We start from the raw sequence: 15362 nt of genomic DNA on the forward strand, positions 1-15362 counted from the left end.
ACGCTTTTCGTTATTGCTAACTCTATGATGTTAAAGCAGTTTTTTCGACGGACTAGTAAGCTCGAAGCCTTTACGTAGCCTTTATTCATTCATCCGGGTATTCTACGGTTCGATAGTGAATTGCAGTGAAACCGGAGAAATGTCGGTGAGCGTGGAGAAATCACCTCACCGTGTATCCAGAAGGAAGCTAATAGATGAACTTGAGCGAACTGCCCGGTATTAATCGCAGAGTGAAACTTTCCAATCTTGGAGAGTTTGCAGAGCGTTTGTCAGTGATGACTAACGAGTTGCGGGATCAGATTCTCGCGCCGAGACCTCGTAAAACCGCCCCGGTTTACACCATTGGCGAACTCGCCGAGATGTGCGGAATCGATCGGCAGAAGATCAACTATCTCGCCACGAAGGAAGGCACGGAACTGCCGCCGGGCGATGTCCAGGGTTCAGGCCGCGCTCGCACGTTTACGTTACAAGATGCGCGGACCTGGGTGCAGCAAGTCTCCGATATCTATCAAACGCCGTTGGTTACTGGAACGCGGGAGCATCGCGGCCGGGTTTTGATTACCGCCAACTTCAAAGGCGGCTCGTGCAAAACGACGACATCCATGTGTATCGGACAAGGTCTCAGTCTGCGCGGCCGCAAGGTATTGATGATCGATCTTGATCCTCAGGCGTCGCTATCCGAACTGTGCGGTCTTTATGCCGAGAAAGACGTGACGTGGGAAGACACCGTGCTTCCCTATATATACGATGCGTCGATCGAGGGCGGCATTCGGCCGATGGTGCAAAGCACGTATTGGGACGGTCTCGATGTGATACCCGCGCATAACTATCTTCACGATGCCGAGTTTCATCTGCCCGCCGCGCAAAAGACCAATCCCGGATTTGAGTTTTGGTCGGTTCTGCGCAACGGCATCGAACCGCTGCGCGAAGAGTACGACTACATTATTCTTGATACGGCCCCTTCCCTTTCCTATCTCACGCTGAATGGTTTGATGGCGGCCGATGCGATGGTTATGCCACTCGTGCCGGAAAGTCTCGACTTCATCTCGTCGGTGTCGTTTTGGTCGCTTTTCGCAGAAGTCGCAAATGGCTTTGTCGAGCACGAGGTCGATAAGTCGTACGACTTTGTTTCCGTCTTGCTGTCACGTGTTGATTACGGGACGACCTCATCCGCGCCGGTTGTCAGGTCGTGGTCGCAGCGCGCATATGGTGATTGGCTGCATACGACTGAGATTCCGGCGAGTTCCGTGATGAGTAACGGCGCGCTCGCGTTCTCGACCGTATTCGATCTCTCGCGCGCAGAGACGGTCGCCAAAACGCTGGCGCGTGTGAAGCAGCCGATGGTGGATTACTGCAAATGGATCGATGATCAATTCGTCGCGCAATGGAGGGCGGGTCAATGAGCAGTCTTCGTGATCGGATGATGAGCAAGACCGCTGAAGTCCGCGCGGCCAAAGATATTCAACTGGATCCGCAGCAGGAAAAATCGGGCAATCCTCGAACTGCGCCGGGCATGGCAGGAGCGCTTGCCGTCGCTCAGCAGCGGATTGCTCAGCTTGAGAAAGCCGGGCCGTCGCTCGAGGTGGCGGTTGCGGAAATTACGCCGAATCCATGGCAGCCTCGGCAGATTTTCAACGACGCGAAGCTCTCGCAACTAGCCGAATCGATTAGGGAAGCGGGGCTGGTGCAGCCCATCGTGGTTCGACGCGTCGCATCGGGACTTCAGATCGTGGCCGGCGAGCGACGGTGGCGTGCTCATAAGATGATCGGGAAATCGACGATCAAAGCGTTGGTTGTCGATCTGTCCGATGAAGAAATGGCGATGCTCGCGCTAGTCGAGAATGTGGCGCGCGAAGATTTATGCGACTACGAGATTTCCCGGTCGATCCGGCAGACCGAGCGTGAATTTCCGAATAGAAAACGGATGGCGGAGGCGTTGGGGATTTCGCGGTCGGAGCTATATCGTTATCTGTCATTCGGCGATTTGCCGGATTTTTTTGTGAAGGATCTCGACGTGCAACCGCGACTTCTTGGAGCCACGGCTGCCGAAGCGGTGGTTTCAACGCTTCGCGACTGCGACGAGGCTTCGCTGGAAAAGGCGAAGAGTCTCTGGGGGAAAGTGATCGCCGGCGAACTCGAACAGTCAAAGCTTGCGAAATCGATTAAAACTGCTTTGGAAGCAAGCGGGGAATCGGCAGCGCTCGGCGATCGCACCATCGATAAATTTTTTTCGAAGGGCACGCAGGCGGGATCGATTACCAAGGATTCCGTCGGTCTTACAGTCAAGATCAAAACTGGCGCGTTGACGGTTGAGCGTGAGAAACAAATTCGTGAGTTGATTGCGCAGCTGTTCACTGGCGATGCTTGATGTGTGAGTGTCCCGACTTGGGACACTATCGGTGATCGTTGTTGGATCGTTGATCGGTGGAGCTTGAGGCCCGTGTCCCGAGTTGGGACACGGGCCTTAAGTTTTTGTGCGCGCTGATACGGAAAGTGGCACACACTGAGTGTTCGTATGTCTCTGCTTACCGTGAAACATTCAGACGAGGTTAACTAAACGCGCTAACCCTTTATTTTTAATAACTTTCTTGTCCAATAATGGTCAGTTGAGGGGCGATGTTTCACGCTTATCAAGAAAAAAGCTTCTTCATAACGGGAAAAGAGCTGGCGTGCGGTCCCCAAAGACGTACGCGCCTACGAGTAATCTCAAATGAAACGCTTCGCGTAATGCGCGATACATCGTCGATTGCTCGTCAGTCTTTGAGCGCGCGGATAAGTCCGTGGGGCCAAATCAGACACACGGTTTGCGAAGCCGCATAGAGACAGCGGGCGTGGATGCTGTGCATCCCGTGTTCGATAAGAACGTGGCCGCGCGAGAGTCGTGATTAAGATCCGCTTCGGTGTAACCCGCTATCTACGAACGCGTAATGCACCGCTGGCCGGCGGTAAGGCCGACCAAGGCTAATTTCAAGCCGCCAATCGCATCATCTTTGATTTCTTGAACACGCTTACTTCCGAGCATTCGGAAATCGCCGCTAATCAATAAGCAATCGATAGTGCGGACACTGTTCAATTCAATATTCAAGTGCCATCCATACAGTGTGATTGACAGTCGGCTAAAGGAAACTCACCACCGCAAGACCAGTGAGCGAGCTGCGCGGCCCCATAGGATCAGCACGAAAATAACGAGCGAAACCAAAATTCAATGCAACTAACGGTCATTAAGGTCCGGAACGTCCGACTTTAACTACATAGGGGAATCCCCGCATCACCTGTCAACATATCAACCTGTCATCCTAGTTGAACGCTAGCGGCTGCCTTAAGCGAAGAACAAGCCGTTCCGGGCGTAAAACCTGGTGGAGACAAAAACGTGGGTGACATCGAACAGAAATGGATGCGCCGGACGGCGCTCGCTCAAACCCGGCGCACAAGCCGATTCACACGCGCAATCGCAGCACTCGGCCTGGCCGCAACGACATGCTTCAGTGCAAACATCGCGCTGGCCGAAACTCGCGCGACACCTTTCGACGCGTGGCCGCAACCGCAGATCCGCAAGTCGATCACAGTCGATGAAGCCAAAGCCATCGTGAAGGAACGCACGCAGGCGCAAACTGCATGGAAAGGCCCGACGACCGGTCCGAAAGCGCTGACCACGCCGCAAACCATCGTGTACGTATCGGCGGACCAGTCTTATGTATCTTTCGTCAATTGGGGCCGCGGTGTCGATGAAGCCGCCAAATCGCTCGGATGGAAAGCCGTTACGCTGAACGGGCAGGGCACCGTCACCGGCACGCTCGCCGCGATGCAGCAGGCCGTATCCCTGAAGCCCGCCGCGATCGTCACCTCGGCGGATGCAAGCGCATTGCAAGTGCCGATCAAGCAAGCCATCGCGCAGAACATTCCCGTCATCGGCATTCACGCGGCGGCGTTTCCCGGTCCCGATCCGAAGCTCGGTCTCTTCAACAACATCACGTCGAACCCGGCGGAAATCGGCGAGACGCAGGCGGCGTACGTGATCGCGCAGTCCAACGGCACGGCCAAACAACTGCATTTCCTCGATAACAGCTTCGCCATCGCGCGCTTCAAGGCGCAGGCCGCGACCGATCCGATCAAGTCGTGCACGGGCTGCAAGTTCGTCGATATGGTCAACATTCCGATTGCCGATCAAACCCGCCGCATTCCGTCCGTGATGTCGGGCATCGTCGCCAATCAGGGTAAAGGCTGGTGGGGCACGACGTGCTGCGACAACTTCTATCCGTACGTGGCGTCGGCGCTGCGCGCATCGGGCGTGAAGCCGGACGAAGTGAAACTGGTCGGCTCCGACGGCCCGCCGTCCGCGTACGACATGATCCGCAAGGGCGAATACGAAGTGGCGACCGTGCCCGAGCCGAGCACGCTGTTCGGCTATCAGGCAGTCGATTCGATCGTGCGCGCGATGGCCGGCCAGGAACCGTCCAAGTTCGTCCAACCCACTTATCTCGTCACCAAGGAAAACGCCGATCAGGAAGGCGGCAAGAACAACGAGTTCATTCCGAGCAACGGCTTCGCCTGTCACTACCAGAACATCTGGAAGGGCACGCAGACCGCCTGCGGCGCGGGGAACTGACGATGAACGCGGGCACGCCCGACCTGCTCGTCGCGCGCGGCGTCACGAAGCGTTTCTTCGGCGCGCTCGCGCTGGACGCCGCGTCGTTCGAATTGCGACGCGGTGAAATTCACGCGCTGATCGGTGAGAACGGCGCGGGAAAATCCACCTTCATCAAGATTCTCGCGGGCGTCTATCAGGCCGATGGCGGCGATTTCCTGCTCGACGGCGCACCCGTCGATCCCGCCGTGGACGCGCTGCCGATCGCCTTCGTGCATCAGGACCTCGCGCTCGTCGATGACCTTACGGTCGGCGAAAATATCGCGCTGATCGCGGGCTATCCGAAGAAGGGCGGCCTGATCGACTGGCCCGAAACCATGCGGCAGGCCACGCGCCTGTACGCCGCGATGGATATCGAGCCGCCCGATCCCGAGCGCCTGGTCGTCACGCTCAGTCTCGCGGAGAAAGCGATCCTCGGCATCGTTCGCAGTCTGGCGGGCAAGCCGCGCGCGCTGGTGCTGGACGAGCCGACCGCCGCGCTGCCCGAAGCCGACGCACAGCGCCTGTTCGATGCCGTCCGTCGTCTGCGCGATGCGGGCACGAGCATCATTTACGTGTCGCATCGGCTGAACGAGTTGTTTGGCCTGGCCGATCGCGTCACCGTATTTCGCGATGGCCGCCACGTTCATACGACGCCGATTGCCGACACGCGCGTCGAAAAGCTCGTCGAGCAGATGCTCGGGCGCGCGTTCCATCACATCGAAAGCGACCGGACCGATACGACGCGCGCCGCGCCCGTGTTGCGCGTCGAATCGTTGATGGTGGAAGGACGCGGCCCGCTGACCTTCGATGCCAGTCCCGGCGAAGTGCTCGGACTCGTCGGCTTGCGCGGCGGCGGTCAGGAAGCGGCGGGGCGCGCGATCTTCGGCGCATTGCAGGCCGAATCCGGCCGCGTATTGCTCGATGGCCGCGCGCTGCCCGCGAAGGACGACATCCGCGAACGCATTCAGGCGGGCATCGTCTTGCTCGCGGGCGACCGCATGCGCGAAAGCACGTTTCCCGGCATGACGCTCGGCGAAAACCTGTTCCCCAATCCGCTGCTCGCGCGACGCACCATCTGGCAAGCGCAGCGTCCCGCCGCCGAACGCGACACCGTGCGCGCAAGACTCGATCAGTTCGATGTCCGTCCGCGCAATCCTACTTCGCTGATCGACTGGCTTTCGGGCGGCAATCAGCAAAAGGTCGTGCTCGCGCGCTGGCTCGAAGCGCGCGCCCGCGTGGTGATTCTCGAAGAACCGACGGCGGGCGTCGATATCGGCGCGAAGCTCGCGATTCATCAAATGCTGCGCGCGGCGGCGGCCGAAGGCGCGGCGGTGATCGTCGTATCGTCGGATCTGGAAGAAGTCGCGGCGGTCGCGGACCGCGCGCTCGTCATCGATCGCGGACGCGTGGTGTCGGAAGTCGGCGGCGCTGCCTTGTCGATGGACGCGCTGATCGCGGCCTCGTCGATGAGTCAGCACGAAGGCGGCGCATCGTCGAATCTTGCTCAATCAATCGGATAGCGTATGAACGGAACCAGCACTCACACTCCTTCGGACGCGCCGTCGCGGCCGGGCGCGCGTCCGCCGCGCAAGCAGTTCGCGGATATCGTCGCAACCTACGGACTCGCCTTCGTCTTCGTGCTCGTGCTCGCGGTGTTCTTCGCGCTGCGGCCCGCCACGTTTCTGTCGAGCGGCAATATCGGCAATCTGCTGACGAGTCAGTCGGTCACCGCGCTGCTCGCCTTCGCGGTGATGCTGCCGCTCGCCACTGGCCGATTCGATCTGTCGGTCGGATACCACGTCGGCATGGCGCAAGTGCTCGTGGTCGGCTTGCAGGTGAATGCGCATTTGCCGTGGCCGGTCGCGGCGGCGCTGGTAATCGCGATCGGGCTGATCGTCGGATCCATCAACGGCGTGCTGGTCACGCGCTTCAAGATCGATTCGTTTATCGCGACGATGGGCATGGGCTCCCTGCTTTACGGCGTGTCGAACTGGTACACGGGCGGGCAGCAGATCGCGGGCTTCGACTTGCCCGATGGTTATACGAATCTCTCGCAGATCATCGGCTATGTGCCCTTGCCGGCAGTGTTCGTGGCTATTGTCGCAATCGTGCTGTGGATCGTGCTCGAACGCTTGCCGATCGGGCGCAGTCTCTACGTAATCGGCTCGAATGCACGCGCGGCAGAATTATCAGGATTACGAACTGGCCGATACATCGGCGGCGCATTCGCAGCATCGGGATTGTTATGCGCAATCGCGGGCGTGCTGCTCGGAAGCATCCTGCGATCGGGCACGCCGTCGGTCGGCGCGGAATATCTGCTGCCCGCATTCGCCGGATCACTGCTCGGCGCGACATCGATACGTCCGGGGCGCGTGAATGTCGGCGGCACCGTGCTGGCCATTCTGATCGTCGCGTTTTCGTTTTCGGGCGTTCAGCAATTGGGCGCACCGTTCTACGTCGAATATTTCTTCAACGGCGGCATTCTGATCGTCGCAGTCGCACTGTCCGTGTATGCCGCGATCCGCCGACGCAAGGCCGCTGTCAAAGCCGTCAACTGATCAGCATGCCGAAGCAACAGAACATTCAAATAATGGAGTGAGTTACATGACACGAATTGCGGTCGTCGGATGCGGAGTGGTCGGTTCGTCGTGGGCGCTGGTGTTCGCGCGTGCGGGCTTCGACGTGGCCGTCTGGGATGCCTCGCCTGCCGCCGTCGAGCAAGCGCTGGCGTTCGTCCGCAGCGGCAGCGAAAGCCTCGTAAAAGCAGGCCTCGGCAGCGATGACGATGTGGACACCATCGTTGCGCGCCTTCGTCCGTGTGCGTTGCTGGAAGAAGCGCTGGCAGGCGCGGATTATGTGCAGGAAAGCGCACCCGAACGTCTCGCGATCAAGCGCGAACTGTACGAAAAACTCGATGCCATCGCCGCGCCGGAAACCATTCTCGCCAGTTCGACTTCGGGCTTGCCCGCGTCTTCGTTCACGGATCATCTGAAGAATCGCGCGCGCTGTCTTGTCGTGCATCCGATCAACCCGCCGCATCTGATTCCGCTGGTCGAGTTGGTGCCCGCGCCGTGGACCGATCCGGAGGTGCTCGAACGTGCGGCGGCGTTGATGGAGCGCATCGGTCAATCGCCGATTCGCCTTGCGCGCGAGATCAACGGCTTCGTCGTCAATCGCCTGCAAAGCGCGATGCTGGGCGAAGCCTTTCGTCTCGTCGAAGACGGCCTGTGCAGCGCCGCGGATGTCGATAAAGCCGTCGCCGATGGACTCGGTTTGCGCTGGTTCTTTATGGGTCCGTTCGAAACTATCGATCTGAACGCGCAACAGGGCGTGGCCGAATATTGCCGCAATCTCGGGCCGATGTATCACGGCCTGGCGAAAGAGCAGGCCGACCCGCGCGAATGGAGCGAGGCGCTGGTCGCGGAAGTCGAAATGCAACGCCGAACCTTCACCGCCGCCGATGCGCTGCCCGCGCGACGCGCCTGGCGCGACCGTGTGCTGGCCGCGCTCGTCGCCGCGAAACGGCGCATCATGAGCGAAGAGCGGAGCGTGTAGCATTGCACGTTTTGCAGATAAAAACGGACCGTCCCCATGTCTAATTCGCCCCCGCCGATCATCAAGCGTCAGCGTCTTTTCGATCAGGTCGCGCAACATCTCGAGGCGATGATTCTCTCGGGCGAAGTGGGCGTCGGCGACCCGCTGCCATCCGAACGCGAACTGATGGACCGCTTCGGCGTGGGACGTCCGGCGGTGCGCGAAGCGCTGCTTTGGCTCAACAAAAAAGGGCTGATTTCGGTGAGCGCGGGCGAGCGTTCGCGCGTGGTCGAACCGGACCCGATGGAGTTGCTCGAACATCTGTCGGGTGCGGCGCTGCTGTTTGCATCGACACCGCACGGCATGCAGCAGTTTCAGCAGACGCGTCTATTTGTGGAAGTGGCGCTGGCGCGCGAAGCGTGCCGCTGGTCGTCGGACGAAGACCTGAAGCAACTGGAAAATCTGCTGCATGAAAACGAAGCCACCGAAAACGACAAGAGCGCATTCGCTACGACGGATGACGCGTTTCACTTCGGCATCGCGAGCCTGTCGCACAATCCGCTGATCAACGCGCTGTATCGCAGTGTGTTGAGCGTGTTGCAGGATCAGCGCTACACGTCGCTTCAACACGACGATGCGCTCGGCGCCGCCATCAACTGCCATCGGCGTATTTTCGATGCCATCGCCGCGCGCGATCCCGACCGTGCCGAAGCCGAAATGCGCCGCCATCTGACCGATGTGGAAACATATTACTGGGACATTCGCCGCCGCCAGCCGAAGGCGTCATCGCAAAAGGAATGATGCGTCGAATGTAAGTCAACATAAGGCAACACAAAAACAATGGAGACGACGATGCCGTATTTCGAAGCCCTCGACGAACGATTCGCGCGCTACATCATTCCCGTATGCGGCATGGAAACGCTGCACACCGGCATGCGCTGGGCCGAAGGCCCGGTCTACTTCGCCGACGGACGCTATCTGGTTTTCAGCGATATTCCGAATAACCGCATGCTGCGTTGGGAAGAGGAGTCGGGCAACGTCAGCGTGTTTCGTTATCCTTCGGGATTTTCGAACGGCAACACGCGCGATCGCGAAGGTCGGCTCGTCAGTTGCGAGCACGGCAACCGTCGCGTCACGCGTACCGAACCGGACGGCAGCATTACGGTGCTGGCGGACAGCGTGGGCGGCAAGCGCCTCAATTCCCCGAACGATGTCGTGGTCCGCTCGGATGGCAGCATCTGGTTCACCGATCCGCCATACGGCATTCTTACGGATTACGAAGGATATAAAGCCGAAAGCGAGATTGGCGGCTGCCATGTGTATCGAATCGATCCGCGCACGAAAGAAGTCACGCGCGTCGCGGATGATTTCGTCAAGCCTAACGGTCTCGCGTTTTCCGCCGACGAAAAGCAGCTCTACATTGCCGATTCGGGCCGCTCGCATTCGCCGGATGCGCCGCATCATATCCGCGTGTTCGATGTGACGGCTGAAGGCCAACTGCAAAACGGCCGCGTATTCGCCGATATCGATCCGGGCGTGCCGGACGGCTTTCGTCTCGACGAAGACGGCAATCTGTGGGTCGGCGCGGGCGACGGCGTGCATTGCTACGATTCCACCGGCAAACTAATCGGCAAGATTCTGACGCCCGAGACGGTCGCGAATGTGACCTTCGGCGGTGCGCGGCGCAATCGCTTGTTTATTGCGGCCACGTCCACGCTGTTTGCCGTTTATCTGAATACGCGCGGTATTCAAACGCCGTAAGCGCTTTCGGCAACGCGACATCAATCAGCGCGAAACCGCCAGAACATACGATGTGTTCTGGCGGTGCTTATTGGCGGCTTGCAAATTTGAGTATTTGAATTTAGCCTTCAGCGGCAGTCGGCGGATCTCTTCAACGCAATCCCTTCCTTCCTGGAAAAGCAATGACGATGAAGCGCGTTCTCTCGATTTCCGCAGTAACCGGACTGACTGTCGGCGCATTGACGCAAGCTTGCGCCGCACCATCGGACGCGCTGGTCGCGGCGGCCAAACAGGAAGGGCAGTTGACCACCATCGCGCTGCCGCACGACTGGTGCGGCTACGGCGAAGTGATTGCCGGCTTCCAGAAGAAATACGGCATCCACATCAACGAACTCAATCCCGACGCCGGTTCGGGCGATGAGATCGAAGCCATCAAAGCCAATAAGGGCAACAAAGGCCCGCAAGCGCCGGACGTGATCGATGTCGGCTTGTCCTTCGGTCCGTCTGCGAAGAAAGACCGCTTGTTGCAGCCGTACAAAGTATCGACATGGAATTCGATTCCCGCTGAATCGAAAGATGCCGAAGGCTATTGGTACGGCGATTACTACGGCGTGCTTGCCTTCGAAGTCAACGCCGACATGATCGATAAAGTGCCTGCGGATTGGGGCGATTTGCTCAAATCCGACTATCGCAATGCGGTCTCGCTCGCAGGCGATCCGCGCTCAGCCAATCAGGCCATTCAGGCCGTCTACGCGGCGGGCCTCTCGCAAAGCAAGGGCGATGCATCGAAAGCTGATCAGGCCGGGCTCAAGTTCTATGCCGATCTGAACAAGAGCGGCAACTTTGTGCCGGTGATCGGCAAGGCTGCATCGCTGGCGCAGGGCACGACGCCGATCGTCATACGCTGGGATTACAACGCACTCGCCGATCGCGATACGCTCAAAGGCAATCCGAAAGTTCAGGTGATCGTGCCGAAAACGGGCGTGGTTGCGGGCGTCTATGTTCAGGCGATCAGCGCGTTTGCACCGCATCCGAATGCCGCGAAACTCTGGATGGAATATCTCTATTCCGACGAAGGTCAGCTTGGCTGGCTCGCGGGATATTGCCATCCGATTCGCTATAACGAACTCGTCGCGCAGAAGAAAGTGCCGCCGGCGCTGCTTGCGAAATTGCCGCCTGCATCGGCTTATAGCAAGGCAGTTTTTCCGACGCTCGATCAACAAAACGCCACCAAGGATGTCGTGACCAAAGAGTGGGATAAGGTTGTCGGTGCAAACGTGAAGTAAGTGATAAGCATGAGCACGAGCGACGGCGCGCGCTGGTCCACCTATCTCGGCGTGCTGCCGTTCTTCGCGTTCGCGTTGCTGTTTTTGCTCTTGCCTACAGCGTTCTTGATGATCGGCGCGTTTCAGGACGCACAAGGCCATTTCACGCTGACGAATATCCGCGAGCTGTTTCAGCCTGCCGTGCTCGATGCCTACTGGATCAGCGTGAAGGTGAGTCTTGCTTCATCGGCGGGCGGTGCAGTGCTCGGCGCGATGCTTGCGTGGGCGGCCGTGCATGGCCGATTGCCGGCATGGATTCGCCCCACGCTAATGACCTTCTCCGGTGTCGCTTCCAACTTCGCGGGCGTGCCGCTCGCGTTCGCGTTTATCTGCACGCTCGGGCGCGTCGGACTCGTAACCGTGCTCGCGCGAAAATACCTCGACTTCAATCTCTATTCCACCGGCTTCAGCATTCTCAGCTTCTTCGGATTGACGCTGACGTACCTGTATTTCCAGATTCCGTTGATGGTGCTCATCATCACGCCCGCGCTCGATGGCCTGAAACGCGAATGGCGCGAAGCATGCGATTGCCTCGGCGGAACTGCTTCGCAGTACTGGCGTTATGTCGGATTGCCGGTGCTGTGGCCGAGTCTGCTGGGCGCGGCGCTCTTGTTGTTCGCGAATGCCTTCGGTGCGGTCGCGACGGCCTACGCGCTGACGGGCAGTTCGCTGAATATCGTGCCTATTCTGCTGTTCGCGCAGATTCGCGGCGATGTGCTGCATAACCAGAATCTTGGATACGCGCTCGCGCTTGGCATGATCGTCGTGACGGGCTTGTCGAATGGCGGCTATATCTGGTTGCGCGCGCGCGCCGAAAGGGGACGCCGATGAATACGCGAAGCCAATCACGCGCAGGCGCGTGGATCGCGATGATCGTCGGCACACTGTACTTTCTGCTGCCACTTGCCGCGACCTTCGAATTCAGTCTGCGCATGCGGCGCGATACGTACAGCTTCGACGCCTACCGCGTCGTGCTTGGCGACCCGCATTTTCAGGCCTCGTTCGGCTATTCGGTTTTGATGGGTGTGCTAACTATCGTGATCGGCGTGTTGCTTGTGGTGCCGACTGCATACTGGGTGCAATTGCGATTGCCTAAGCTGCGGCCCGTGGTCGAGTTCATCACGTTGTTGCCGCTGGTGATCCCGGCGATTGTGATCGTTTTTGGCTATCTGCGCATTTACAGCAGCAGTTCGATTGTGCCGTTCACCGGCAACGAGCGCGCGACCGATCTGTTGCTCGTGTTCGGCTACGTCACGCTGTCGCTGCCCTACATGTACCGCGCCGTCGATGCTGGCATGCGCGCCGTCGATGTTCGCTCGCTCACCGAAGCCGCCGAATGTCTCGGCGCAGGCTGGACGACGATCCTCTTTCGCGTGATCTTTCCGAACGTGCGCTCTGGCATTCTGTCGGGCGCGTTTCTGACCTTCGCCGTCGTGATCGGCGAGTTTACGCTAGCGAGTTTGCTCGATCGTCCCGCGTTCGGGCCGTACTTGCAATTGATCGGCGCGAACCGCGCGTACGAACCATCGGCATTGGCGATTATCGCGTTCGCGGTGACGTGGGCATCGATGGGACTGATCCAGGTATTCGGATCGGCGCGCGCGATGGCCGCACAAAAACCTTGAACAAGCCTTAAACGATGGGGTCGCCACGCATGGCCTTTCTCGAAATCGACAATCTGCACAAGACGTTCGGCGCGGGCGTGGCCGTGCATCACTTCGATATGAAGATCGAGCGTGGCGAATTCATCACGTTTCTGGGGCCTTCGGGTTGCGGCAAGACGACGGTGCTGCGCATGATCGCTGGATTCGAGACGCCCACGCGCGGCACGATTCGTCTCGACGGGCGCGACGTCACGCATTTGCGCACGCGTGATCGTGTGGTCGGCATGGTGTTTCAGGCATATGCGCTGTTTCCGAACATGACAGTGGCGCAGAACATCGGCTTTGCGCTGAAGGTGGCGAAGCGCTCGCAGAAAGAGATGGACAAGCGCGTGGCCGAAATGCTCGAACTCATCAAACTGCCGCATCTCGCGCAGCGATATCCGTGGCAGTTATCGGGCGGACAACAACAGCGCGTGGCATTGGCGCGCGCGCTGGCGAACAAGCCGCAGGTCTTGTTGCTCGACGAACCGCTCTCCGCGCTCGATGCAAAAATCCGCGTGTCCTTGCGGGAAGATATCCGCGCGTTGCAACGCGAACTCGGCATTACGTCGATCTTCGTTACGCACGATCAAGAGGAAGCCTTATCAATTTCCGACCGCATTGTCGTGATGAATGACGGACGCGTGGAGCAAGTCGGAACACCGCTCGATATCTATAATTTTCCGCGCACGCGATTCGTTGCGTCCTTCGTCGGCACGCTCAATATCCTGTCCGGACGCGTGATCGATGCCGCAACCGGCCGCATTGCGATGGAAGGACAGGAGATCGTGACATCACGTCCGTTGTCATCGGACGATGCGGGCAAGGAGCGCACGCTCGCCGTACGTCCCGAAGCGATCATGCTCGAAGCGCCGGCAGCCGGACGCAATACACTGGCGGCGACGGTCGAGGAGATCAGCTTTCTCGGCGCGGTGGTGCGCATCCGGGCACGCGTGAACCGCGCGGTCGTATCCCTCGATGTGTTCAACGATCCGGGCCGCAAGCTGCCGGAACGCGGGCAAACTGTTGCGCTGGGCTTCTCGCACGATAATTTGCTGGTGCTGGACGAGGTACCGCGTGCGTAGACCCATCACGGAGACAGCAGCACATGAACACGAACGAAGTCATTAAAGCACTAGGCGAGGCGCTCGGCGCGGAAGTCGTCGCCTTGCCTGAAACATTCGGCGATCGCCGCGTAACGGACTGGAGCGGCCTAGCCGGTGCGACTCCCGTGGCACTCCTACGTCCACGCAACACCGAAGAAGTCGCGCGCGCCCTGCAAATCTGCACGCGATACAACCAGCCGATCGTCACGCAAGGCGGCCTGACCGGACTCGTCGGCGGCGCAAATCTGCGGGAAGGCGAAGTCGCGCTGAGTCTTGAGCGCATGAATCGCATCGTCGAAATCGATGAAGTCTCGGGCACCATGACCGTGGAAGCAGGCGTGGCGCTGCAAACCGTGCAGGAATCGGCGAGCGCGGCGGGCTTTTACTTTCCGCTCGATCTCGGCGCGCGCGGAAGCTGTGCCATCGGCGGAAATCTGGCGACGAATGCGGGCGGCAACCGCGTCATCAAGTACGGGATGATGCGCGATCAGGTGCTTGGCGTCGAAGCCGTGCTGGCGAGCGGCGAAGTCATCGGCGGGCTGAACAAGATGATCAAGAACAATAGCGGCTACGACCTGCGCCATCTTCTGATCGGCAGCGAAGGCACGCTCGCGGTCATCACGCGCGCCGTGCTGCGGCTGCGTCCGAAGCCGACTGCAACCGCGACCGCCTGGTGCGGCTTGCTATCGTTCGATGCAGTCACCACCTTGCTCACGCGCGCGCAGGCGGGACTCGCGCCGGGGGTATCGGCGTTCGAGGTGATGTGGGCGGGTTATCACGATGCCGTCATCGCCAATCTGAAGACGCTGCGCGCGCCGCTGAACGATGCGCATCCGTTCTACGTGCTGCTGGAAAGCGTCGGCACCGACCCCGCGCGCCATAACGAAGCCTTCGAGGAATTTCTCGGCGCGATGCTCGAAGCGGGCACGGTCAGCGATGCCGCGATCGCATCGAGCGAAGCGCACGCGCGCGACTTTTGGGCCATCCGCGATGCGCCCGGCGAGTACAACCGCTTTATCCCGAATCACGCGGCGTACGACGTGAGCTTTTCCATCGCGCAAGTGGGCGAGGCCGCGCAACGCTGCGAAGCGGCGCTCCGTGCGCGCTGGCCGAATGCGATGGTCCTGACTTACGGCCATTTGGGCGATGGCAATATTCATATCGTGGTGGACGTGCCGGGCATGGGCAAACACGATCATGACGAAGTCGATCGCGTGATCTACGACGTGACACGCGAGTTTCAAGGCTCGATCTCGGCGGAGCATGGAATCGGCGTGAAGAAGCGCGATTTCCTTTCCAGCAGCCGCAGCGAAAGCGATATCGCAGCAATGCGCGCGATCAAGGCGGCGTTGGATCCGCTGGGTTTGTTGAATCCGGGGAAGCTGAT

At 59.6% G+C, this 15362-nt stretch carries 13 protein-coding genes; all 13 read left to right on the plus strand.

The window, feature by feature from the left end; all coding sequences use genetic code 11:
• Window positions 1–194: 194 nt before the first annotated feature.
• On the plus strand, window positions 195–1403 hold the full coding sequence (locus P7F28_RS28290) for a ParA family protein (RefSeq protein ID WP_277188161.1): 1209 nt from the start codon (window positions 195–197) through the stop codon (window positions 1401–1403).
• Window positions 1400–2368, plus strand: a complete 969-nt coding sequence (locus tag P7F28_RS28295; RefSeq protein WP_277188162.1) for a ParB/RepB/Spo0J family partition protein — start codon at window positions 1400–1402, stop codon at window positions 2366–2368. Before P7F28_RS28290 ends, P7F28_RS28295 begins: the two co-directional genes overlap by 4 nt.
• A gap of 1002 nt (window positions 2369–3370) precedes the next feature.
• Window positions 3371–4606 (plus strand): substrate-binding domain-containing protein, encoded by a 1236-nt coding sequence (locus P7F28_RS28300; RefSeq protein ID WP_277188163.1) that lies wholly within the window; start codon window positions 3371–3373, stop codon window positions 4604–4606.
• Window positions 4607–4608: 2 nt separating this feature from the next.
• Complete coding sequence (locus P7F28_RS28305) at window positions 4609–6147, plus strand: sugar ABC transporter ATP-binding protein (RefSeq protein ID WP_277188164.1); 1539 nt, start codon at window positions 4609–4611, stop codon at window positions 6145–6147.
• A gap of 3 nt (window positions 6148–6150) precedes the next feature.
• A complete protein-coding gene (locus P7F28_RS28310) occupies window positions 6151–7185 on the plus strand; it encodes an ABC transporter permease (protein WP_277188165.1) in 1035 nt (344 codons plus the stop codon).
• 46 nt (window positions 7186–7231) lie between these two features.
• A complete protein-coding gene (locus P7F28_RS28315) occupies window positions 7232–8182 on the plus strand; it encodes a 3-hydroxyacyl-CoA dehydrogenase (RefSeq protein ID WP_277188166.1) in 951 nt (316 codons plus the stop codon).
• A 36-nt stretch (window positions 8183–8218) separates the two neighbouring features.
• Complete coding sequence (locus P7F28_RS28320; RefSeq protein WP_277188167.1) at window positions 8219–8962, plus strand: FCD domain-containing protein; 744 nt, start codon at window positions 8219–8221, stop codon at window positions 8960–8962.
• Between the two features lie 51 nt (window positions 8963–9013).
• A complete protein-coding gene (locus P7F28_RS28325) occupies window positions 9014–9922 on the plus strand; it encodes an SMP-30/gluconolactonase/LRE family protein (protein ID WP_370467424.1) in 909 nt (302 codons plus the stop codon).
• A 161-nt stretch (window positions 9923–10083) separates the two neighbouring features.
• Window positions 10084–11187, plus strand: a complete 1104-nt coding sequence (locus P7F28_RS28330) for an ABC transporter substrate-binding protein (protein WP_277188168.1) — start codon at window positions 10084–10086, stop codon at window positions 11185–11187.
• 9 nt (window positions 11188–11196) lie between these two features.
• Window positions 11197–12057 (plus strand): ABC transporter permease subunit, encoded by an 861-nt coding sequence (locus tag P7F28_RS28335; protein ID WP_277188169.1) that lies wholly within the window; start codon window positions 11197–11199, stop codon window positions 12055–12057.
• Complete coding sequence (locus tag P7F28_RS28340) at window positions 12054–12851, plus strand: ABC transporter permease (protein ID WP_277188170.1); 798 nt, start codon at window positions 12054–12056, stop codon at window positions 12849–12851. The genes P7F28_RS28335 and P7F28_RS28340 overlap by 4 nt, the downstream gene beginning before the upstream one ends.
• Window positions 12852–12880: 29 nt before the next feature.
• Window positions 12881–13954 carry an ABC transporter ATP-binding protein gene (locus P7F28_RS28345; RefSeq protein WP_277188171.1) on the plus strand — a complete coding sequence of 358 codons (1074 nt, stop codon included), beginning with the start codon at window positions 12881–12883 and terminating at the stop codon, window positions 13952–13954.
• Between the two features lie 23 nt (window positions 13955–13977).
• Window positions 13978–15362 (plus strand): FAD-binding oxidoreductase (locus P7F28_RS28350; RefSeq protein ID WP_277188172.1); only part of this gene is annotated, 1385 nt, incomplete at its 3' end.

Origin of the sequence: Caballeronia sp. BR00000012568055 (genome assembly GCF_029439455.1) — a bacterium.
Lineage (GTDB): Bacteria > Pseudomonadota > Gammaproteobacteria > Burkholderiales > Burkholderiaceae > Caballeronia.

What these genes read in the sequence shown, in the direction of transcription:
- P7F28_RS28335 (WP_277188169.1), top strand. Translation starts at nt 11,197, where the DNA reads ATGAGCACGAGCGACGGCGCGCGCTGGTCCACCTATCTCGGCGTGCTG.
- P7F28_RS28320 (WP_277188167.1), top strand. Translation starts at nt 8,219, where the DNA reads ATGTCTAATTCGCCCCCGCCGATCATCAAGCGTCAGCGTCTTTTCGAT.
- P7F28_RS28340 (WP_277188170.1), top strand. Translation starts at nt 12,054, where the DNA reads ATGAATACGCGAAGCCAATCACGCGCAGGCGCGTGGATCGCGATGATC.
- P7F28_RS28330 (WP_277188168.1), top strand. Translation starts at nt 10,084, where the DNA reads ATGACGATGAAGCGCGTTCTCTCGATTTCCGCAGTAACCGGACTGACT.
- P7F28_RS28315 (WP_277188166.1), top strand. Translation starts at nt 7,232, where the DNA reads ATGACACGAATTGCGGTCGTCGGATGCGGAGTGGTCGGTTCGTCGTGG.
- P7F28_RS28305 (WP_277188164.1), top strand. Translation starts at nt 4,609, where the DNA reads ATGAACGCGGGCACGCCCGACCTGCTCGTCGCGCGCGGCGTCACGAAG.
- P7F28_RS28295 (WP_277188162.1), top strand. Translation starts at nt 1,400, where the DNA reads ATGAGCAGTCTTCGTGATCGGATGATGAGCAAGACCGCTGAAGTCCGC.
- P7F28_RS28290 (WP_277188161.1), top strand. Translation starts at nt 195, where the DNA reads ATGAACTTGAGCGAACTGCCCGGTATTAATCGCAGAGTGAAACTTTCC.
- P7F28_RS28325 (WP_370467424.1), top strand. Translation starts at nt 9,014, where the DNA reads ATGCCGTATTTCGAAGCCCTCGACGAACGATTCGCGCGCTACATCATT.
- P7F28_RS28345 (WP_277188171.1), top strand. Translation starts at nt 12,881, where the DNA reads ATGGCCTTTCTCGAAATCGACAATCTGCACAAGACGTTCGGCGCGGGC.
- P7F28_RS28310 (WP_277188165.1), top strand. Translation starts at nt 6,151, where the DNA reads ATGAACGGAACCAGCACTCACACTCCTTCGGACGCGCCGTCGCGGCCG.